Source organism: Paenibacillus sp. Y916, from assembly GCF_056786435.1.
Map to the genome: position 1 here is coordinate 35,434 of NZ_JBXCJA010000007.1, position 20,893 is coordinate 56,326.

Consider the following 20,893-nt stretch of genomic DNA (forward strand, 5'->3'; position numbering starts at 1 on the left):
GATTAATGAGGGAGGCGTCTTATGATGAAAGAAGACAAGCATGAAGAAACACAGAAAAACCTGAATCATGACGAAAGTTTGGAGCCAGCATCACCGTATACGATTATGGCCAAGTTGTTTGCTCATCTCTCCAAGTCGGTAGTAGATCGTTTCGGAGAAGAAGGAAGAGATGCTATTCGCGAAGGGGTGCGTACCTTCGGTGAGGAACGGGGACGGGATATTGCTCGTCGAGCCGCTGCTGCTGGACAGCCAAATGATATTGATAATTATTTGCCGAACTATGATATGGGACGAAGTGATCTATTCGAGTATGAAACAGAGTACCATCCCGTTGAAATCGAGCAAAATTTCACGAAATGTGCGTTCGGTGATCAGTGGAAGGCCGATGGAATGGAAGAGTATGGGATTCTATATTGCCAGATGATTGATCCGGCGATTGCCAAAGGCTATAATCCGGATTTCGAAGTGGTGCATGATAAATATTTGCTCGAAGATGGGAATTGCCATTTCAGGTTTCAGATGAAGACATCTGAGAAGGATTCTGGGAGTGAGGACAATGAAGATTAATTCCGACCGCTTGTGGGCGAGGTTAATGGCGTTGGGTGAAATCGGAGTGCGGGATAACGGAGGCGTTACCCGCTTTTCTTTTACCAAGGATGAGCGCCGCGCCAAGGATCTGGTCATCGCATATATGAAGGAAGCCGGACTTACTGTTCGCGAAGACGCTATAGGGAACATTATCGGTCGCCGGGAAGGCTCAGACTCTAGTTCATCTGTCATTCTGACCGGGTCTCATATCGATACGGTTCGAGACGGAGGAAAGTTCGATGGCGCCCTTGGCGTACTCTCAGCTATCGAAGCACTTCAGCATATGCAGGAGCTCGGAGTAGAGACTATTCGCCCGATTGAAGTGATCGCTTTTACGGATGAGGAAGGTTCCAGATTCGGATTCGGGATGATCGGGAGTCGTGCGGTGGCCGGAACTTTGCGACAAGAGGATTTGGAACATCAGGACGAGCAGCACATATCCATAGCTGAAGCCATGCGGGCAGCAGGCTTAGCACCCGAACGGATTGGTAAAGCTGCTAAACAATCGCATGAAGTCCACGCCTACGTTGAACTGCATATTGAACAAGGGAAAGTACTGGAGAACCACGATCAACCGGTAGGACTTGTGACGGGGATTGCTGGTCCGCTGTGGCAACAGTTCACATTAACCGGTCAAGCAGGACATGCAGGAGCGACACCAATGAACATGCGGAGAGACCCCATGCAGGCTGCTGCGGATATATTAAGTTATATTTACCAAGAAGCGAAGCTATTTACGAATGCAGTAGCTACGGTAGGCAAGTTTCAGATCGTACCAGGAGGGGTGAACATTATCCCAGGACAGGTTCAATTCTCACTGGACTTGAGAGATATTGATGAGTCAGCCCGAGATTTGTTAGAAAACCGGATTCAGCAATATGTCAGCCAAGTTTGCGAGAAATATGATATCGAATTCCAGATTGACTTGTTGCAAAGAGTAGCTCCAGCACCTTGTTCCGCTAATATACGCGAGGCCGTTGCCCATGCTGGAAGATTAGTAGGACTTTCAAGTCTACCGAATGTGGTGAGCGGTGCCGGTCATGATGGTATGCAGTTCAGCTCATCATGGCCGATCGGAATGATATTCGTCCGTTCCCAGCAAGGAATCAGTCATTCTCCGGAGGAATGGAGCTCTCAGGATGACTGCGGGATTGGAACGGAAGTCCTTTATCATACACTTCTTCAATTGGCGAACGGATAGTATTGATGCTGGGTGTTATATGAAGAATCCGAAAGTCCCCTTTGATGCACATAGCATTTCAAAGGGGACTTTTGCGTATATACTTCTATCATTTAAAATTAACTATGAATTGGCTTCAATTGATAACCGAATTGATTCGATATGGAATGGGCTGCCGCGAGCAAATCCGTACGAATAAGCTCCTCGTTCTCCTTGATACGGGCCAAGGAGCCTATCATACTAATCGTGCCGACCATTTGCCCTGCCGCATCTTTGACGGGCGCGGCTATACTATAAGCGCCTGCCTCGATCTCTTCATCCTCAATCCCATACCCCTGCTCTCTAATTTGCTGCAAACTGTTCATCAGCGTCTTTTTATCCGTCATTGTTTTCTCCGTTAGCTTGGTTAATTTATAGTTTTGCAGAAAACTTTGCAGTTCGACCTCTGACATATGGGCTAGAAATATTTTGCCCGAAGCGGAAGCATACATTGGCAGTTTGCTACCTGCTCTCGAGCTGATAATGAAATAGTTGTTAGGCGATTCTACCTTATCGACGCAAAAGACTTGTTCATGCTGATAAACATTTAAATGGGATGTCTCATGATACTTTTTGGTCAATTCAGTTAAATAGGGATGACCGATTTCTTTTAAGTCTAAACTATTCGAAACTAGATTCGCCTTCAACAGAAATTCTAGGCCGAGTCTGTATTTTCCGTTGTTCGGATTTTTATCAATGTATGAATAGGCGCAAAGTGTATTAATAAGGCCGTATACCGTACTGATGTTTAAATTTAGCTTCTCGCTAATCTCGGTGAGAGATAATTGAACATTCAAGGAATCGAAACAATTCACAATATCAAGCGCCCGCGTTACTGATTGAATCAGGCGAGGTTTTTTCTCATTCAATATGATAACCTCCACAAAATGACTTGTAATTTTTACTATAGTCACTATGTTCAGGGGTTTTTCCGATAATGTCAATAGGATTTCGATAATATAACAAGATAGTGATTGTTATTTCAACATAAGAACGCAGAGATTTAAACTGTTCTTTCCTTACGAAAGAGCCTAGAAAGTAGTTGAGAGATAATTACAGTAATAACGCATAACAGTAAGCTTCCTGCTGTATAGCGAAAATCTAAGAAGCTGAAATTCATCTGCAAAAAGTTGACCGCCGGAAAAGCCGCAACGATACCGATCAAAGCCAGAATACGAAAAACTTTCAGTACAATCTCGCTACCGTTCGTTGCCCAGACGATAGAATTAGCTAAATACAAGAACGCCGCTATTCCTAGAATGATAGTGAGAAAGGAGGATACGACGCTTATGCTCCAAACAAAGCGAAATCCAAGAACAGTATATAGTAACCATATGATCACTCCATTAATTAAGCTCATCGTCAGAACTCGTATCATAGCGAACAGCCACACCGCAACAATAACTTTTGTTGGATGAGATACCGCAACAAATAAAAAACTTAGATTTTTTTCACTTTTTTCTTTGGTGAAGAATTGTAGTAAATGAGGGATACCTACATAGAGGCAGAATACAATCATAGAGGTATGGAATCCAACAGCAATCAACGCATTTGATAGCATATTTCTGTACTCATGCGATTCATTCAGAGTATGTAGCAACGGTACTAAACCGTCAATATTCAGCCCAAGACTTTGCTCCACTCCCCCCACTTGACCAATGGAGAGAACCACAAACATTCCTAGTAGTAAAAGCTGCATAGTCAGTGATCTCTTCATATTCATTGTATGCAAATCTTTTCTCATTAGCGGTGCAAACATAAGCAACTACCTCCTGAATACGAGCCACCTTAACTCTTATGGCTGGCAGTTTTTTTTGTTTTCTTGTAGAACTCTTCCAAGGTGTGCTTCTCCTTGAAAAACTCCTCTACCATAACCCCATGCTCCATAAGCGTCTGCAATGGATGAGGGACAACGTCTGCCTGAACGGTGAAGGTCACAGAACGATCATCATGGGATATAACATTCATTCCTTGTATAGCAATTATGGCTTCTGCCGTCTTTGATGAATCGATGGTCGTTACGATATATCGCTCACTACTTTCGATGATCTCCTGCAATTCATGATTTGCTACGATGCTGCCTTGCTGTATCATAACAACCTGGTCGGATATTTTTTCAATATCAAATAAATCATGAGAGCTAATAAATATAGCTGTTCCCTGATCTTTACTAATTTCCCTTAGCATATCTCGCAAAAATATTCTTGCATCTGGATCCAGACCGTTAAAGGGTTCGTCCAGTATAAGCACCTCTGGCTCATGCAGAAGCTCACGGATCAACATAAGCTTTTGCTTCATCCCTTTGGAATAACTTCCTGCCGGCGCTGTAGAATGAAGTTCAAATTTCTGCGCAAGGTGTTCGAACCGTTTGGCAATAGTGAGCTTATCTAACCCGCGTACACGTCCAAAAAAAAGCATATGCTCCCAAGCGGTAAGCTCACTATATAAACCTCCTTCGTCCAATACAACACCAACACGATTCCTCGTTTGCTGATTCATATGATAGGCCGTCTGACCGAGGATCTTGCATTGACCCTGCGTAGGAGGATACAAGCCTATCATGGAACGGATTGTCGACGTTTTACCTGCTCCGTTCTCACCAATAAAAGCGCATATGTATCCCTGTTCTACTTGCAAATTGATATTACTCAATATGGACTTGCCCTGTAGACTTAAACTCAAGTCCTGTATTTCAATGACTGGACCTACCATCCTTAACCCTCCTGAACTATTCCGAGATGATCTGACTTATGAATAATCATGAACAATTACCTTATCCGTCTCCCCTTCAAAGTGAATTCGCTGACCGATAGAATAGATATCCGGATCATGGGAGTATGATATTAATATATTTCCCCCTTATACATCGAATACGTTACATTTCTAAGGACAGGCACGCTATTTTTAAGATCACTGTAAGAAAAGTACACGTTCTTCAGATGTATTGCTTCTATGGAACCTCTCATTATTTCGGTCCTTCCATCATCTTCATCCTTATTAGACATATGTTCCTTAATTCACTCAATGCTAACCAGAATGGGACTTATCATGATCCTGAACGTTGCCTAATACCTTAGCTAAATAACCCGTAAAAGCGATATATTCCCCTAAAGTAAGCCTATTCCCAATATCATGAATATAGCTGTACTGAATTCCCTTTGGATTAGACTGGTTGAAATATATAGGAAGTCACAATTTTTGTACTTTTCTTATGTTGTTATAAAAATGTGAAATATCAGATGGCTTCTCTATCCAATTGGTTTGTATTATTGATAAGCTGTGCCAGTTCTTCACTTACTGGTAATATCACATTTGTTGTCCCGTCATATACATATTTACTACCAAGCTCTGTTTCAATAACACCCACATTATTCATCATTAAACCCAACCTCAATGTTAATAAAGTACCTGAAAGATAAAAAGAAACAGCCCGCCGCGAAAACTTGTAAACACCATTTATGTAAAACTATTCTATAAAAATGATAAACCTTTAGATTCCTAAAGCGTATTAAATATGTCACCTTTTTTCGGAAGAATTACAATGAGAATAACTACTTTCTAATTGGAGTAACTCACTTGTCACAGCTGTATTAAGAAAATGGAAATGGACAAAACGAGGTGGCGTCGTTTTCATACTGACGCCACCTCGTTTATTCTGATACACTATTTGAACTTCCTCTTAAAATCTCACTTCATACTCACAGTATTCATCACCATGGACATTACACTTCACTTCGCGAACAGTGACGCGTTTACCCCGCATTTTTGTGAGGGCTCCTTCCATAATAGCGCCTTCCAAGTCACAAACCATTTTGCCCTCCATCACTGGCAACCCTTCACAGAAGCAATCATGCACAGCAATTGTCATTCCTCTCTCATCTTCTCTAACGATCTCAGGGATCCCAATTTTCATATTTTCAAATAGCTCGAACAGTTCCTTAACCGTATTAACGCCGAGTTCTTCGCCAATCTTCCTTCCTATCGTCATCGTTGTGCCTTTACCATTAGAAGGTAATGCTTGATATAGACCAATAAGTCTAATCGTTCTAAATAGTTCCAGTGGTACTACGTTCCCTAGATTCTCGCGCTTTATCTTCTTCATATCTGCAAATGTAAATTTATCCATCATGCTCGCCCCCAGTTGTATTAGGTAATCCTCATGTGGACTACTTCTTGATATCCTGATTATAGACTCGCCTAATATTACCATTGTGATTTTCATCACATACAAATTCCGATATTGGAAGTTTGCGATTCCTCTTCCAATTTTGATCTAAATCAATTTAATATCATGAGACTCGACCTATACTGAAGTTAGCAAGAAGATGACTTACCAAATAAGAACACTTACGAGGAGGATTTACAATGAAAACAATAACTTTCCAATTAGAGCAACTCACTTGTCCCAGCTGCATTAAGAAAATCGAAACGGCGTTAGGTAACCAAGACGGGGTCTCTGAAGTAAAGGTTCTATTCACTTCCAGTAAAGTGAAAGCTAGTTACGATGAGAATGTTGTCGATGCAGCAGATGTCTCTAAGGTCATTTCCAAGCTAGGCTTTCAAATTCTGAATTCTAAATAAGGGGGACGTCCAGATGTCTAGGAAGAGAAAAGGGCAAGTTGTTATTATTGCAGGTATACTCATTGCTATATCTTTTCTATTGAAAGCATTGAATATGCTAGCGATGATCTCTGATGGTCTAATGATTACCGCTGCTGTTATCGCAGGATATCCTATTATGAAGAATGCGATTCAAGCGTTACGTTATCGTATATTAGGAATTGAAGCTCTCGTTACGATAGCTGTCATCGGCGCCATCATGATCCAGGAATACTGGGAGGCGGCAGCGGTTACCTTCCTATTCATCTTTGGTTCATATCTTGAAGCAAGAACGATCGAGAAGACGCGTTCTTCATTAAAAGCATTGATTGATCTGGCACCTACGATGGCCTCTGTCATGCGTAATGGAATAGAGGTCAAGGTGTCACCTGATGAGGTCATCCAAGGAGAAGTCGTTCTTGTGCGTCCCGGTGAGAATATTCCGGTAGATGGTACCATTTTCAAGGGAAAGGCTACGATAAACCAAGCTGCTATTACAGGGGAGTCGGTTCCAGTCAGTAGGGAAAAGGACGGTACTGTGTTCAGCGGGACGGTCATTGAACATGGTTATCTGGAAATCATCGCAGATAAGGTAGGAGAAGATACGACGTTTGCTCGCATTCTGAACATGGTCGAAGAAGCTCAAGAATCGAAAGCACCCACGCAGAAATTTATTGAGAAATTCGCTCGATACTACACTCCTGGTATTTTTGTATTAGCTATTATCGTGTATATCTTGACTAGAGATATTGAATTAACACTGACATTGTTAGTCATTGCTTGCCCAGGTGCTATGGTTATCTCTGCTCCTGTCTCTATTGTTGCTGGAATCGGCAACGGGGCGAAGAACGGCATTCTATTCAAAGGTGGCGAGACGTTAGAAAAGGCTGGGAAAGTTCAAGTGGTCGCTTTTGATAAAACAGGTACACTCACGGTTGGCAAACCACAGGTCACTCAGATTCGCGCCTTCCAAATGGATGAGAATGAACTTCTTCAGATCGTTGCCCGTGCAGAATATGCGTCAGAGCATCATTTAGCTAGTGCTATCCTGACAGAAGCTAAACGGAGATTCGGATCTGAGATTACACCCGCAGAACATTTCGAAGCGATCGCTGGTAAAGGGGTAAGTGCTACCGTTGGAGGAACTGAGCTGTATATCGGGAATCGCAAACTGATGTCAGATTACAACATCTCATATGATGAAGAAATCGCTAACTATGTAGCTCAAGAGGAAGATAAAGCGCAGACCGTTGTCTTTGTCGCTAATCATGAAAGAGTCTTAGGTTTGATCTCTATCGCCGATGTGTTGCGGGCCGATGCGTATGAGCTTGTGCGTCAATTAAAGAAATCCGGCGTAAAGAAGGTTGTTATGTTAACGGGTGATAATGAACGGACGGCTGCTGCTGTCTCTCGTGAACTCGGGATTGATCAGTATTATGCCGAACTACTTCCTGAAGATAAAGTCATCAAGTTAAAAGAATTACAAGAGAAATACATTGTTGCCATGGTTGGCGATGGCGTGAATGACGCTCCTGCTCTAGCCATTGCGGATGTAGGGATTGCTATGGGAGGATCAGGAACAGATGTCGCAATCGAGACCGCGGATGTCGTCCTCATGTCGGATCGTCTGGTGAAGCTCTCATATGCCCTCGGACTTAGCCATGCTACAATGAATAATATGAAGCAAAATATTTACTTCGCGGTAGCGGTTGTTGTGACTCTTCTAATCGGCGTATTAACTAGAAATGTATTCATGGCTTCCGGTATGCTCGTGCATGAATTAAGTGTGTTGATCGTCATTATCAATGCGATTCGTTTAACACGCTACAGGGGTGTGAAGACTAGCCAACCTATATCATCGACTAAGAATAGAGGGATTCGTAATGGAATGCAATCATCAAGTGAACGAGCAGTATGATGCAGGTCAATCACCATCATTATGTATTAACAATGTGCCTATTCTAGATATTTTATCATCCGAAGAAAAGCTAGAAGTTATGAATACGTCCATTAGTAAGAAATATAAAAAAGGAGAGATTATATTCTCTCCTGGTCATTCGTCAGCCAATCTATGGATTGTCCATCGAGGTAGTGTGAAGATTTCTCGCTTCTCCGCAGCTGGCAAGGAACAAATCGTTCGTATTCTCAGTCAGGGTGACTTCACGGGAGAGTTATCTTTATTCAGTCATACGATATTAACTAGCACCGCGGAAGCCTTGGAACCTACGGAGATCTGTCTGATTCAAGGAAAAGTGATCAATGATTTAATGTTAAGAACACCCCAGATTGCAATCAAGTTTCTCGAAAAATATACTGAACGTATTGAACTAGCAGAAGACAAGCTCGAACAACTCACGCTATATGATGTCGAGCAACGAATTGCTAAAGTTCTATTGGATATGTTAGAAGAACAACGGACGGATCAGATCGAAGACAATACCCTAATTCTACCTATAAGCAAAAAGGATCTTGCAGTAATGATTGGGACGTCCCAAGAATCGTTAAGCCGTAAGCTTTCCTTGTTCCAAGAAGAAGGTTGGATTAAACTTGTCGGTCAACGTCAAATTATTGTTCTTGATCGAGAGGGTCTTGAACAGTTTAACGAATAGAACATCTAGCGCGATCACCTCACCTACAAGTAGTCAACCAATGATATACATTACTTGCCCCCTACTTTCTCCGCGATAAGTGATATAATAAGCTATATTTATATGAAAATATTATCTCTTAGGAGAATTAACCATAATGAAACCAACTTATACTATGGACGATGTGCAATGGCATGCGCTCATTCACAATGTGGCACAGCATTTCGATGACCTAACGATAAAGCGTGGGTTTCAATATTTCAAACAGGGACATGTCCATCAATTAACGATGCCCGATGCCGTGCATATTGAGGCTGTCGTCGAAGGCAACGAGAACTACTCTGTTCATCTCAATCTGGACTCCTTCTCTAACCATCATTGCAGTTGTCCCGTTCCGGCCAACTGTAAACATATGATCGCCGTCCTGCTAGAATATGCCAATCTACAAGAACGGTCTGTTCATGCGCTCGTAAATGCCCATTCATCAACTATGTTCAAGCAAGTCGTGAAGCCTTCTCCACATATTGGGTCTAATCGCTCAGCAACTCAAACTTTGGATCGCAAGGTAGAAGCTTCGGCCAAGTTGAAAGGACAAGCAAGTCTAATATCTACGTTGCCCATTTCAGAGTGGCATGATCTATTTGAACGCTGTATCGGTCCATTAGGGATGAAGATTCCAAATGCTCAGTATGCTCAAAGTGCTTTAGCATCCATACGCGCCATACAGCCTCAGCTTTCTCCTGTAATGGAGCTACTTTACCAATTTCATGCTCACCTATTTGTGCTGAATAAGCTTGTGATCCCCCCACAGCATCAAGTGAATTATTCTAACTATTATATGGGATTCCAGGCACAAGTCGCTGCGGATGATATGCAGGATGCTATAGGGCAGATTGTAGCAAATGAGCTCGCAATTCAAACCGAACCAGAACAATGGGGCTATATCGAGGACACTTTAACAATGTTACGTAAGCAAATGTTAACAGAACCTCAGAATCTCCAATACTTCTTATATGTTTACAATCAACTATGGCTGAAATGGATTTACCCTAATCTTGACGATAAGAAGATATGCTTAGATGAATTAGAATATTTACAATCCGCTAAAGATGAGCTTGGAGCTTCGCTCTCAAGGCTTCCGTGGATGTTAACTCAGAGCTGGATGCAGTTCTATCTAACCCAGGATGAGCAAGCATGGGCTCTTTTAAAAGCGGCTGACAAGATCTTCAATATCCATCCCGAGCATCTCTATCCTTTCCTATCTATTCTATTAATAAATGAAGAATGGTCTCGCATGAACAATTGGCTCGTTGAACTCGGTCCACTGCTCAGCAACTATCGGAATAATAAGCTTAGTCATTATTGGACCTGTTGGGAGGCTACGATTCATCATCTTCCCGAGGCCGAGCAGTCGATGTGGTCAACACTAATCAGCATGTTACCTCATTCAAGAAACATATATGAAGACAAATTACTCGCACATGGCAAATGGAAACAATGGATGGATTATCAATTAAGTACTGGCAAGGAGCCTCTGGATTTCCGTGTCACTGTATTTCAACCTATTGAGAAGAACGCACCAGAATTGCTACTTCCCTTCTATCATCAAGCCGTTGAAAGATATATCGTTCAGAAGAATAGGGATAGTTATAAACAAGCGGTCAAGTTATTGAAGCGACTATCCAAGCTATACAAGAAAACAAAACAAGAAGCACGCTGGGAATTGTTTATTACCGCACTTGCTACCCGCAATAGTCGACTACGAGCACTTCAAGAAGAGCTTCGGAGAGGAAAGCTAATATCATGAGCCATTATACAGAAACCATTACTCTCCACATCAACTTAAGCGCTTATGGAGATGCCTTAATTTATGGGACAACTAACACATATAGTTACTTATCCGGCCAATACCTGAAGCATCGTCTATTCGCATGGCATGAAGCTTCCTTCTATGGCACAGAACTAGAGATCCAAACCCTTCAAGATATCGAGCTTATCGTTCTACCTTCCGAGCAGGTCATTCCTTTCTTTGCAGAACATCAGCTACTTGATCATATCGAGTGGGCGTGGGGTGAGGATGTAGCGCAATGGATTGGGCTTATTCCCGTGTTGGCTACATCTATAGAAGAGAAGAAATATATCCCTAGCTACTCAGCCTTTCAGTCAGGTAAACTGCAGTGGTTCTGGGATCAAGAGACATTGGAGTCCCAAGGACAGGATATCTTAGAGCGGATAACAAATGATCCCCCTATACTTGAGGGATTAAGTGCGGCATTCTCGGCAACCGTGTCTCAACGCTACTATGGAACGGAATCAACCGCTTCCGACCTACGTAGGGAATATCCGTTGCTATTTACGGGCGGTGGCGCAACAGCTACTGGTTTAGATGAACAAGGCTGGCTTATTGCAATGGGGTGGAAAGCAGATACAGCACCATTCCGACCCCTTCTGCAATTACTGGAGCCTGATAATGGTGGTGGTGATGATGATGATGAGCCAGCTTGGCGACTTCAGCTCGTTCTACAAGACAAACTCGATCCAGTGATACTTGCGCCTATTCGACTTGATAAGGATGGACAAGCATTCGGCACTTGGCCTAGTGCTTGGTCAACTCATGTGCGTGAGCGCTCTGCTAGTTGGCTGGAACGTTTGCGGGCATGCCTGCGTAATGATCGCTTCGGCGGGAATAACCTAAATGTATTAGATGTGCCCTTAACGGATGAAGCAGCTTGGCAATTCTTAACGTCTGATAGTGACACTCTACTGGAAGCTGGATGGCAAGTGCTTCTTCCAGCTTGGTGGGAAGAAGCTAGTCGGAAGAGACCTAAACTTCGTGCTAAAGTCCGCTCAAGTGAAGGTAGTTCCGGAGGATCCCTATTCGGCCTTGATTCCATCGTTAATTTCGATTGGCGGATTGCTATTGGAGATTCCCAACTCACCGAGAGTGAATTCGAAGAGCTTCTCGCTCGCAATGAACGGTTAGTTCGCTTTAGAGGACAATGGATTTCGCTTGATCCAGCCTTACTAGCGCAAATTCGTCAAGCTATGGCAGGAATGGACAGCTCACAAGGATTATCTTTTCAAGATATACTGCAACTCCATCTACTTGGTAATAACGATGAGCCTACGGATGGTACACCTGAGCAACAGCAAGCGGCTTCCGCGCGTGTCCAATTGGAAGTTGAGTTGAATGAACATTTAATGAAAATTATGAGCCAGCTTAGAGGTCAGACGGAATGGCCAACACTTGCCGTGCCGAATGGGCTACAAGCAGAATTGCGCTCATATCAACAGGATGGATATGCTTGGCTTACTTTTTTACGTCGCTTTGGATTAGGTGCCTGTCTTGCGGATGATATGGGGCTTGGTAAAACCGTACAGTTCATAGCCTATCTATTGCATATTAAGGAAGTAAATTTAGATGAGGATGCTAGCTTCCCTTCTCTTCTGATCTGTCCCACTTCGGTGTTGGGGAATTGGCAGAAGGAACTAACCCGCTTCGCACCCTCTTTAAAGGTCATGCTTCACTACGGGGGCAGGCGTTATAGCGGGGAACAATTTCTTGAAGAAGCTACACAAGCGGATATTATTCTAACGTCCTATGCGACAGCTACTTTAGATCAGGATTTACTTAAAGAATTCACATGGACATCCATTTGCTTGGACGAAGCCCAGAATATTAAGAATGCTCAGACTAAACAATCCACTGCTGTTCGGAGCTTTCCTGCGAGACATCGTATTATACTTACGGGCACACCTATCGAGAATCGGCTTTCCGAACTCTGGTCTCTCTACGATTTCATCAATCCGGGTTATCTAGGTAGCTCGCGAGCCTTTAACAATCGGTTCATTAACGCTATTGAGAAGGATCATAACGAACAACGAACGATGGATTTACAGAAGCTCGTTAAGCCCTTTATGCTCCGTCGCAAGAAGAAAGATCCAGCTATCCAGCTTGATTTACCTGACAAGAACGAGATGAAGACCTATATTCACCTCACTGCCGAGCAGGGGGCGCTTTATGATACTACCGTCACGCAACTCATGGAACGTATGCAAAAACTTGAAGGAATTGAGCGAAAGGGAGCTATTCTCGGGGCACTTACCCAACTTAAACAACTCTGTGACCACCCGATGCTCTTGACGAAGGAACCTATTCCGGTAGCCTCTAAGGATCATGAGGACACACTGGATACCGAAACGTTGATCACTCGATCGGCTAAACTAGAACGACTTCTCGACATGGTGAAAGAATTGCGTGATGAGGGAGAGCGTTGTCTAATCTTTACCCAGTACATTGGTATGGGTCAATTGCTAAAGCTGGTACTTCAACAGGAACTTCAAGAACCTGTACTTTATTTGAACGGAAGCACATCTAAATCAGCGCGTGATGTCATGATTGATCAGTTCCAATCGCAGACGCTACCACCTGAGGAGCAACCATCTGTGTTCATTCTTTCGATTAAAGCAGGCGGTGTCGGGCTTAATCTTACAGCAGCCAACCATGTCTTTCACTTCGACCGCTGGTGGAATCCAGCCGTGGAGAATCAAGCAACGGATCGTGCCTACCGTATGGGTCAGACTAAGGACGTACAAGTGCACAAGTTCATCTCGCTCGGCACATTAGAGGAACGCATTGATGAGATGCTAGAGAACAAGCAACAGCTTAGTGATAATGTCATCTCAAGCTCTGAAGGCTGGATTACCGAGTTATCGACCGATGAGTTACAAGATCTCTTTTCTTTGCGGCGGGATTGGGTTGGTTGATTGTTCATGACGACAATATCTATCATCCTCGCTAAATAGGTGTCATCTCAATTCATCCATGAATAGGCTATGTTATCAAGTCTACATTGGAGGTTTCTCTCATGATCATTAGAAAAGAGTATTACCCGTATTCTCATTACTACCATCACTCCCCTTCGCAACCTCAGCCACACGATCATCAAACAGACAGGCAACAGGGAAAAACGGAAGTAGTGCATGGGTATGTGAACGGAAATATAGGAAAAGGGCAAGGACTTAGCCTCAATACCGGCGGTGAGCTGGGCGGTAAACATGGTGTTGGATTTAACACAGACGGACATGTAGCCTTCAATGGCGTAGGTGCTCATGCTAATGCTCACATAGGAGAGCAATATGGAATGAACGTCCAAGCTGGAGCCGACCTGAACAGTACCCAGGGCTTGGAATTTAGTACCGAAACCCAACTTGGAGGAAAGTACGGTCTGGGCGCACAGGCAAAGGGTCAGTTGGGCGGTGGGAAACTAGCCGAGTTTAATACTGGAGCCCAACTCGGTGGTGAGCACGGTCTCAGCGTCAATGCGGATAGCCACTTGGGTATTAGCCAAGGAGCCAAATTTAATGCCGGAGCTCAACTCGGTGGCGAACACGGCCTCAACGCCAATGCCAATGGTCACTTGGGCATCAGCCAGGGTGTTGGAATTAATACCGAAATGAATATCGGTGGCGAGCACGGATTCGGCACCCATGCTAAAGGTCAGTTGGGCGGAGGACATGGGGTTGACTTGGGTATTGGGGGTCACTTAGGTAATCATAATGCTCAACTTGGCATTAATATCGGCGGCAAAGATCATACATGAAAGGCTTTACCAGCTAAAGTCTAGCGTTCTATCCGTTTCAACATATGTCTTGATGTTACTTAGGATCATCCACCAACTCTGTTCAGCATTGTTAAACGGTGGATGATTCTCTGTAAACTGATCATCAATCAAAGTCAGTTTGGTACATTCACCAACAAACAACCTCTAGGCTATTGGTTACCTTGGACTCCAATTCAAACATGAGCCATACTTTCAAATGGAGAAGCCCCCTCCTAAATATCATAAAGGGGGATGTCTCTTTTTTCTTCTTGCCGATCTTCCGATGTCAGAACTCGATCCAGAATAATCTTCTCAAAATGGGCAAACCCACTATCCTTCATTCGTGGTCTAGACAGTGTAATCGAGATATCTTGAGCGATCCTGCCCTCCTCAATTAGAATAACGCGATCTGCCAGTGCAACAGCCTCGCTGACATCATGGGTGACCAGAACAGCGGTAAATCCGCGTTGCTCCCACAATCCTTCAATTAATCGCTGCATGTCAATACGTGTTAAGGCGTCAAGCGCCCCAAGTGGCTCATCGAATAGTAATAGACGAGGATTGCCAACTAGCGCTCGAGCCAAAGCTACGCGTTGGCGTTGTCCGCCCGACAGTACGGAAGGCCATTCCTTGCCTCGATCCTCCAGTCCTACCAACCTGAGGACTGAATAAGCCTTTCGCTCCGCATCAAGTGAGCTTGCCCCTGATAAACCAATTTTCACATTATCTAGCACTGTACTCCAAGGTAGCAATCGTGCATCCTGAAACATAAAACGTGTATCGGGATTCATTCCATTTACCTTCTGCCCTTGCCGTTTCAGTGAGCCACTACTAATCTCATCAAGCCCCGCCAACAGACGGAGCAGCGTACTTTTACCACAGCCGCTCCTGCCAACGATAGCAATAAACTCTCCTTGATCTACTGATAAATGAATGCCACTTAACACTTCCTTATTGCCAAATTGTTTGGCAACGCCATCCACCTCTATCGATACTCCACGGATCCTCTCGAAGAGTGGAGTATCCAACTCGTGCAGTGTAATTTCTCCTGACTCCTCGTATTGCCGATCGAGTGAATAGGTCATGACGTCTTCGACAGCGGGACTTCCTTTGCGAAATGCGGATGCCACTTAAGCCATCTCCTTTCGAGCCATTTGGCCATCATATCTGAAAGTTTACCTAGTAACGCATACACCAGTATACTAAGTACAACGACATCCAATTGGAAAAATTCTCGGGCATTCATCGCCATATAGCCAATACCGGAATCGGCAGCAATGGTCTCCGCTACAATGAGCGTAAGCCACATAATACCGAGTGCGAAACGGAAACCTACTAGAATAGAAGGCATCGCTCCTGGCAAAATTACTTTACGATACAGTTGCCATTTGCTCAGCCCATATACTTTCCCCATTTCAATCAGACCTGGATCAACAGAGTGAATCCCGTGTAGCGTATTTAAATAGATGGGAAACGATACACCGAGTGCAACAAGAAATATTTTGGCTTCCTCTCCAATACCGAACCATGCAATGACGAGCGGAATCATGGATAAATGGGGGATATTCCGAATCATCTGCATCGAAGAATCGGTCAACTTCTCCGACAAAGGGATAACACCATTCAATAGCCCGAGTACAAACCCGATCGATCCACCGATCAGAAATCCAATCAATGCTCTCCAAGAGCTAATACCAATAGCCTCAATCAGTTTTCCGTTCCCAATCAATTCCACACCAGCTAAGATAACCTTATCTGGGGACGGTAACGTGCGTTCAGAAATAATGCCGATACTGCCGAGCACCTGCCAAATGATGAGCACACCTACAGGAATGTACCAGGGTAACGCGGCAACCACGAACCCTCTTTTTTTCTTACTCATTACGATTCGCCCCCTTTTGTTAATGAGCTGAAGCCTGCGGCGTAGGCCGAACTGTGTTTGCAATTAATTCCCCAAAGGGGCTAATGGAGGATGGACCCGTTAAATCAGGTCTCTCTATCGACAGAAGCGGGAATAACAACTCTGCTACCCGATAAGCTTCCTCCAGATGAGGATAACCAGAAAAGATAAACGTATCAATGCCCAATTCTTCATATTCTCTCATCCGTTCTGCGATGATCTCGGGACTACCAACGAGTGCCGTTCCTGCCCCACCGCGGACAAGACCAACACCTGCCCATAAATTAGGGCTAATCTCTAGTTGCGACTTATTGCCTTGATGAAGGTTCGACATCCTTTTTTGACCCACCGAATCAAAGCGGGCAAAAATACGCTGTGCCTCGGCAATGGTCTCATCGTCCAGATGACGGATTAATTCATCTGCGGCCTGCCATGCTTCGGCTTCCGTCTCCCGAACGATCACATGTAGCCGAATACCGAAGCGAATTTGACGTCCTCGCGCTTCCGCAAGCTTGCGCATCTCTGCAATTTTCTTGGCTACCTCACTCGGAGGTTCACCCCAAGTTAAGTAAACGTCAATATGATCTGCCGCCACCTTTTGTGCAGCAGGCGAGGAACCACCGAACCAAAGCGGTGGATACGGCTGCTGAATAGCCGGATACAATACGCGTCCACCCTGCACCCGCAAGTGTTCACCTTCATAATCAACCGTTTCTCCTGACAGCTCTCTGCGCCATATATCAAGAAACTCATTCGTAACCTCATAACGGCTGGAATGATCGAGGAATAACCCATCACCCGCCAGTTCTACAGGATCGCCTCCTGCAACGACATTGATCAGTAGCCTACCACCCGAAATACGATCCAAGGTGGCTGTCATTCGTGCAGCTAGCGTTGGCGACATCAGACCAGGGCGCAGAGCAACTAAAAACTTCAGTCGCTTCGTAACAGGAACAAGGGAAGCCGCCACAACCCACGGATCCTCGCAGGAACTTCCTGTCGGAATCAACACGCCTTCATAACCAAGCCGATCGGCAGCTCCAGCAATTTGTTGCATATATTCAGCATCCACAACCCGAGCACCTAAGCTCGTGCCGAGATAACGTCCATCTCCATGCGTGGGAATAAACCAGAATACTTTCATACCTCTCACCCCTTGTAATCATTTTTTATTTTAGAATAGCTTCATTAATATCGATAGCTTTCGGAATTAGCTCCAAATCATAGAATGTATCCGCAATAGCTTGCTGGATTTGGATGAGCTCGCCATCAATGGGTTGAACACCATATGCTCGGCGACCCGCTGCCAAAATAAGTGATTCTACATCAATGCCAAGCTGCGGGGACAGCTTCTCAGCTAGTTCCTTCGGATGCTCCTTCGACCAGATATCGATTTTATCTGATTCCTCCAACAATATATCGACGATGTCGGGATACTTCTCCGCAAAGGTACGAGTTGCCAAGTAAAATTCATGGTTGGATACAACCCCCGTACCATCTGCTATCATTCTACCTCCTGTAGCTGTCTGTGCCGCAGCCAGAAATGGATCCCAAATGACCCATGCATCTACAACCCCTTTCTCAAAGGCAGCGCGAGCATCCGCAGGTGGGAGAAATTTCACATTAACGTCCTTATATGCGACTCCGGCTTGTTCAAGCTGCTTCACTAACAAATAATGTACATTTGAGCCTTTATTCAGAACAACGGTCTTACCCTTCAGATCGGCTACGGTCTGAATGGGAGAATCCTTCGGCACAATGATTCCTTCACTCTCAGGACTTGCTGGCTCATGCGCAAGATACACGAGCGGTGCACCAGCAGCTTGCGCAAATATAGGCGGAGCCTCTCCCGTATGTCCAACATCCAGACTTCCAACATTTAGCGCCTCCAACAACTGTGGCCCGCCAGGAAATTCAATCCAATCAATCTTGATATTCCTCTCGTCAGCAAGACGCTTATCAAGTGCACCGTCTGCCTTTAGAATATTAATCGTTCCGTATTTCTGAAAGCCAATTCGTATAGTGATATCCCTTGTCTCCGAAATCCCGGGAGGAGAATTGGTCTCCTTGATGCTCTGGTCTTCGTTGGCACTGCAGGCAGACAGTACCAACGTTAATAACAGCACCGATGAAATGACCAATCTACGATTGAATGAAATTGTTCTCCGTTTCATAATAAACCTACTCCCCTTTTTGGTTTTGGACTCCTAGAATCAACAAAGGTCCCCCGAATCGCAACAAATATGCGATAAGAGAGACCTCCGGTTGTCCGGTAAATCCAAAGTATTTTATTAATCCGATAATACAACTATGATTTATAGGAATATTAACACTGTACACAAGTTAGTGTCAAGAAGTTATTTATTGATAACGATAAACACGAGTCCCTATTCTGGCCATAATTACGCCTTGTACATAAGTATCTTGTACTCTCAAAGGAGCTTCATTCAGAGATAGTTTACGTACATATTCAAAATCCGGATGAACCACTTCATCTGAAAGGTACGCCGATTTCATACTCCCAGGTATTCTTTTTCGATTAAGGGATGCTATCATTTGTTCCGACGTTCTGATCCCTATTCCATGTCCATAGTATAAATTATCCGTTAACAAAACCGCATTCTCTCCCTGCCATTCCGGCGTTTCTGGAGCATGGTCTGGGTTCTTGAAATAAACGATATCACCAGGGTAAGCTTCATTCTTATGTTCTGTTATAAGTAGCCGTAAGTCGCTGTCATACTGCCAATCCCTTAAGAATAAATTCTTGAAATAGATATTAAATACTTCCTTATGAATGGCATCCAATGTCGCTTTATATAGGATAATCACCATCGCGGTTGCACATTCAAAGGCATACAGATGCCCATTTGTGAAAATATCAGTGATCCCATCCGAAGGTAATACATCACCCCTCAGTCTGAAACCTCCATCCTCTGTTCGCGTCCACAACTTCGTATTGCATCGAGAGTTCTTAAAGATCGCAAAGCTCACATCGCTATCTTCTAAAGCTTTAGCTGATTCCACGATACCTGTTCTCATTTTCAACTCAAATTCCAGAGCTTCAGGGGAATCATAACGATAGACGATCTGACTCTTCTCCTTTTGATTCACAATTTCCTTTTCTAAATTCGATAGCTGTAACGTACTATTTATTTGCTCTACATCAAAACCCGAGATCAAGATCATCGCACGTACCTCCATATTGTTTTTCTGAATATAGGCTATTGTACGTGTCTGCTCTGGTGTTGGTGCGGGATAACGTAGAACTTGATAACATTGATTAGAAACGAAAGGGCATACCGTTCTCAAGGTAATGCCTTTTCCATCTTTATCGGTTCTTGCACTCTTGTCCCTTTATTTCGAGGTTACCGGTAAGGTCATCTCCAACTCGGGAATATACACTACTTTCACATGTCCATCTGCGCCTATTTCGAAATCATTTGTTTCCTTATTTTTATAAAAATAATGAAATGGTTTTATAGTTATTGATTTGGGAATTGATTCAAAGGGTTCGAATTGAGTATCCATTGTTAAAATATTTCCGTTCGTTGCACTAGATCCATGACCACCCGTTGTTTGCACTTGTTCTCCTTTTCCATTAAATAGATGGTAACCAATCGATTTTCGTTCTAACGATGAAATCTTCATATTCTTGGGCAATTCTATCCGTGTAGTTAGGTTAGTTGTCATGGGTGTAAATTCAATTTTTTCAAACTTTAAATTTATGTTCTCATATTTACGATTTATGGAAGGGGTTAGCACTACATTGTTCTGGGTGTTCATTTCTACTGGAATATTTAATTTAAATGGGTTTTGAATTCCCGAGACTTCTAAATCCAAAGCAATTTCAAATTTTTCTGGAAAAGCTTCTCCTCCTTGATTTCTCAGATCTGAAAATTCTAGAATCATTGCATTTGTATCCGGACTCGAATGCATAACAACCCCTGTACGATTACCTCCGCTTGTAGTCGAATAGGATTTAGAAGACTCCCCTTTAATAAATAGATTCACACCTTTAATTGATTCTATTAATGTTTCCTCAAACTTAAATCAGTACAGTGATTTTTTGCAATTTTGTATATCCAAGCTGACAGTGAATTAGTATTAATAAATCCGTTAATATTCACTAATACTTTGATAAAAGTGTCTTGAGTAGCATCCTCCGCCTCTTCTTGATTTCTAAGTAAATAGTAACAGTACAGATATATCTGTCTTTGATAGCGATCAATAATGATAGAATAAGAGCCCTTATCTCCCAGCTGAATCTTGTCTAATACAAGCTTCATATCCATATCATTCTGGTGTGAATTATTCATACCAAACCTCCTTCCTATACATATATAACTAAAAAATAGTGGCGTTTGTGACAATGAAAGTATTTATTTTAGTGTATATT

20 protein-coding genes are annotated in these 20,893 nt (G+C 43.5%); 8 read left to right on the forward strand and 12 right to left on the reverse strand.

Translation table 11 applies throughout. The features are described from left to right. Positions 1–21 precede the first annotated feature (21 nt). The gene (locus tag AC1TO9_RS15590) at positions 22–567 is read left to right on the forward strand and encodes an L-2-amino-thiazoline-4-carboxylic acid hydrolase (RefSeq protein WP_482059775.1); all 546 of its coding nucleotides are present in this window, start codon (positions 22–24) and stop codon (positions 565–567) included. Beyond that, on the forward strand, positions 557–1,789 hold the full coding sequence (locus AC1TO9_RS15595; RefSeq protein WP_482059776.1) for a hydantoinase/carbamoylase family amidase: 1,233 nt from the start codon (positions 557–559) through the stop codon (positions 1,787–1,789). The genes AC1TO9_RS15590 and AC1TO9_RS15595 overlap by 11 nt, the downstream gene beginning before the upstream one ends. Before the next feature lie 98 nt (positions 1,790–1,887). On the opposite strand, the gene AC1TO9_RS15600 is transcribed toward AC1TO9_RS15595, so the two are convergent. The 5 genes from AC1TO9_RS15600 to AC1TO9_RS15620 form a co-directional block, all read right to left on the reverse strand. Then, positions 1,888–2,676: an IclR family transcriptional regulator gene (locus AC1TO9_RS15600; RefSeq protein WP_482056429.1), complete on the reverse strand. Its 789-nt coding sequence runs from the start codon at positions 2,674–2,676 to the stop codon at positions 1,888–1,890. A 134-nt stretch (positions 2,677–2,810) separates the two neighbouring features. Next, on the reverse strand, positions 2,811–3,566 hold the full coding sequence (locus AC1TO9_RS15605) for a hypothetical protein (protein WP_482056428.1): 756 nt from the start codon (positions 3,564–3,566) through the stop codon (positions 2,811–2,813). 29 nt (positions 3,567–3,595) lie between these two features. Beyond that, positions 3,596–4,519, reverse strand: a complete 924-nt coding sequence (locus tag AC1TO9_RS15610) for an ABC transporter ATP-binding protein (RefSeq protein ID WP_482056427.1) — start codon at positions 4,517–4,519, stop codon at positions 3,596–3,598. A 523-nt stretch (positions 4,520–5,042) separates the two neighbouring features. Continuing rightward, a complete protein-coding gene (locus tag AC1TO9_RS15615) occupies positions 5,043–5,186 on the reverse strand; it encodes a hypothetical protein (protein WP_482059777.1) in 144 nt (47 codons plus the stop codon). A gap of 300 nt (positions 5,187–5,486) precedes the next feature. After that, the gene (locus AC1TO9_RS15620) at positions 5,487–5,936 is read right to left on the reverse strand and encodes a V4R domain-containing protein (RefSeq protein ID WP_482056424.1); all 450 of its coding nucleotides are present in this window, start codon (positions 5,934–5,936) and stop codon (positions 5,487–5,489) included. A gap of 236 nt (positions 5,937–6,172) precedes the next feature. Here AC1TO9_RS15620 and AC1TO9_RS15625 point away from each other — a divergent pair, with 236 nt between their 5' ends. From AC1TO9_RS15625 to AC1TO9_RS15650, 6 genes are all read left to right on the forward strand, one after another. After that, the gene (locus tag AC1TO9_RS15625; RefSeq protein ID WP_482056423.1) at positions 6,173–6,388 is read left to right on the forward strand and encodes a heavy-metal-associated domain-containing protein; all 216 of its coding nucleotides are present in this window, start codon (positions 6,173–6,175) and stop codon (positions 6,386–6,388) included. A 13-nt stretch (positions 6,389–6,401) separates the two neighbouring features. Beyond that, a complete protein-coding gene (locus AC1TO9_RS15630; protein WP_482059778.1) occupies positions 6,402–8,324 on the forward strand; it encodes a heavy metal translocating P-type ATPase in 1,923 nt (640 codons plus the stop codon). Then, positions 8,290–9,015 carry a Crp/Fnr family transcriptional regulator gene (locus AC1TO9_RS15635; protein WP_482056421.1) on the forward strand — a complete coding sequence of 242 codons (726 nt, stop codon included), beginning with the start codon at positions 8,290–8,292 and terminating at the stop codon, positions 9,013–9,015. The genes AC1TO9_RS15630 and AC1TO9_RS15635 overlap by 35 nt, the downstream gene beginning before the upstream one ends. A gap of 136 nt (positions 9,016–9,151) precedes the next feature. Further along, complete coding sequence (locus tag AC1TO9_RS15640) at positions 9,152–10,801, forward strand: SWIM zinc finger family protein (RefSeq protein WP_482059779.1); 1,650 nt, start codon at positions 9,152–9,154, stop codon at positions 10,799–10,801. After that, positions 10,798–13,761 carry a DEAD/DEAH box helicase gene (locus AC1TO9_RS15645; protein WP_482059780.1) on the forward strand — a complete coding sequence of 988 codons (2,964 nt, stop codon included), beginning with the start codon at positions 10,798–10,800 and terminating at the stop codon, positions 13,759–13,761. The genes AC1TO9_RS15640 and AC1TO9_RS15645 overlap by 4 nt, the downstream gene beginning before the upstream one ends. A 101-nt stretch (positions 13,762–13,862) precedes the next feature. After that, on the forward strand, positions 13,863–14,597 hold the full coding sequence (locus AC1TO9_RS15650) for a hypothetical protein (protein WP_482059781.1): 735 nt from the start codon (positions 13,863–13,865) through the stop codon (positions 14,595–14,597). A gap of 233 nt (positions 14,598–14,830) precedes the next feature. Here AC1TO9_RS15650 and AC1TO9_RS15655 read toward each other — a convergent pair whose 3' ends face one another. The 7 genes from AC1TO9_RS15655 to AC1TO9_RS15685 form a co-directional block, all read right to left on the reverse strand. Continuing rightward, on the reverse strand, positions 14,831–15,727 hold the full coding sequence (locus tag AC1TO9_RS15655; RefSeq protein WP_482059782.1) for an ATP-binding cassette domain-containing protein: 897 nt from the start codon (positions 15,725–15,727) through the stop codon (positions 14,831–14,833). Further along, positions 15,679–16,479, reverse strand: a complete 801-nt coding sequence (ssuC, locus tag AC1TO9_RS15660; protein WP_482059783.1) for an aliphatic sulfonate ABC transporter permease SsuC — start codon at positions 16,477–16,479, stop codon at positions 15,679–15,681. Before ssuC ends, AC1TO9_RS15655 begins: the two co-directional genes overlap by 49 nt. A 19-nt stretch (positions 16,480–16,498) precedes the next feature. Further along, positions 16,499–17,641: an FMNH2-dependent alkanesulfonate monooxygenase gene (gene ssuD / locus AC1TO9_RS15665; RefSeq protein ID WP_482059784.1), complete on the reverse strand. Its 1,143-nt coding sequence runs from the start codon at positions 17,639–17,641 to the stop codon at positions 16,499–16,501. A gap of 25 nt (positions 17,642–17,666) precedes the next feature. Then, positions 17,667–18,671: a sulfonate ABC transporter substrate-binding protein gene (locus tag AC1TO9_RS15670; protein WP_482056413.1), complete on the reverse strand. Its 1,005-nt coding sequence runs from the start codon at positions 18,669–18,671 to the stop codon at positions 17,667–17,669. A gap of 187 nt (positions 18,672–18,858) precedes the next feature. After that, complete coding sequence (locus AC1TO9_RS15675) at positions 18,859–19,806, reverse strand: protein-glutamine gamma-glutamyltransferase (RefSeq protein ID WP_482059785.1); 948 nt, start codon at positions 19,804–19,806, stop codon at positions 18,859–18,861. 45 nt (positions 19,807–19,851) lie between these two features. Next, complete coding sequence (locus tag AC1TO9_RS15680; RefSeq protein ID WP_482059786.1) at positions 19,852–20,406, reverse strand: DUF5643 domain-containing protein; 555 nt, start codon at positions 20,404–20,406, stop codon at positions 19,852–19,854. Between the two features lie 119 nt (positions 20,407–20,525). Beyond that, a complete protein-coding gene (locus AC1TO9_RS15685) occupies positions 20,526–20,813 on the reverse strand; it encodes an RNA polymerase sigma factor (protein WP_482059787.1) in 288 nt (95 codons plus the stop codon). Between the last annotated feature and the right edge of the window lie 80 nt (positions 20,814–20,893).

Excerpts from the sequence above, each read along its gene's own strand:
- AC1TO9_RS15590 (WP_482059775.1), top strand. The coding sequence starts at position 22 with ATGATGAAAGAAGACAAGCATGAAGAAACACAGAAAAACCTGAATCAT.
- AC1TO9_RS15615 (WP_482059777.1), bottom strand. The coding sequence starts at position 5,186 with ATGATGAATAATGTGGGTGTTATTGAAACAGAGCTTGGTAGTAAATAT.
- AC1TO9_RS15610 (WP_482056427.1), bottom strand. The coding sequence starts at position 4,519 with ATGGTAGGTCCAGTCATTGAAATACAGGACTTGAGTTTAAGTCTACAG.
- AC1TO9_RS15620 (WP_482056424.1), bottom strand. The coding sequence starts at position 5,936 with ATGATGGATAAATTTACATTTGCAGATATGAAGAAGATAAAGCGCGAG.
- AC1TO9_RS15670 (WP_482056413.1), bottom strand. The coding sequence starts at position 18,671 with ATGAAACGGAGAACAATTTCATTCAATCGTAGATTGGTCATTTCATCG.
- AC1TO9_RS15635 (WP_482056421.1), top strand. The coding sequence starts at position 8,290 with ATGGAATGCAATCATCAAGTGAACGAGCAGTATGATGCAGGTCAATCA.
- AC1TO9_RS15680 (WP_482059786.1), bottom strand. The coding sequence starts at position 20,406 with ATGATTCTAGAATTTTCAGATCTGAGAAATCAAGGAGGAGAAGCTTTT.
- AC1TO9_RS15650 (WP_482059781.1), top strand. The coding sequence starts at position 13,863 with ATGATCATTAGAAAAGAGTATTACCCGTATTCTCATTACTACCATCAC.
- AC1TO9_RS15625 (WP_482056423.1), top strand. The coding sequence starts at position 6,173 with ATGAAAACAATAACTTTCCAATTAGAGCAACTCACTTGTCCCAGCTGC.
- AC1TO9_RS15630 (WP_482059778.1), top strand. The coding sequence starts at position 6,402 with ATGTCTAGGAAGAGAAAAGGGCAAGTTGTTATTATTGCAGGTATACTC.
- AC1TO9_RS15685 (WP_482059787.1), bottom strand. The coding sequence starts at position 20,813 with ATGAATAATTCACACCAGAATGATATGGATATGAAGCTTGTATTAGAC.
- ssuD (WP_482059784.1), bottom strand. The coding sequence starts at position 17,641 with ATGAAAGTATTCTGGTTTATTCCCACGCATGGAGATGGACGTTATCTC.
- ssuC (WP_482059783.1), bottom strand. The coding sequence starts at position 16,479 with ATGAGTAAGAAAAAAAGAGGGTTCGTGGTTGCCGCGTTACCCTGGTAC.
- AC1TO9_RS15645 (WP_482059780.1), top strand. The coding sequence starts at position 10,798 with ATGAGCCATTATACAGAAACCATTACTCTCCACATCAACTTAAGCGCT.
- AC1TO9_RS15605 (WP_482056428.1), bottom strand. The coding sequence starts at position 3,566 with ATGTTTGCACCGCTAATGAGAAAAGATTTGCATACAATGAATATGAAG.
- AC1TO9_RS15595 (WP_482059776.1), top strand. The coding sequence starts at position 557 with ATGAAGATTAATTCCGACCGCTTGTGGGCGAGGTTAATGGCGTTGGGT.
- AC1TO9_RS15640 (WP_482059779.1), top strand. The coding sequence starts at position 9,152 with ATGAAACCAACTTATACTATGGACGATGTGCAATGGCATGCGCTCATT.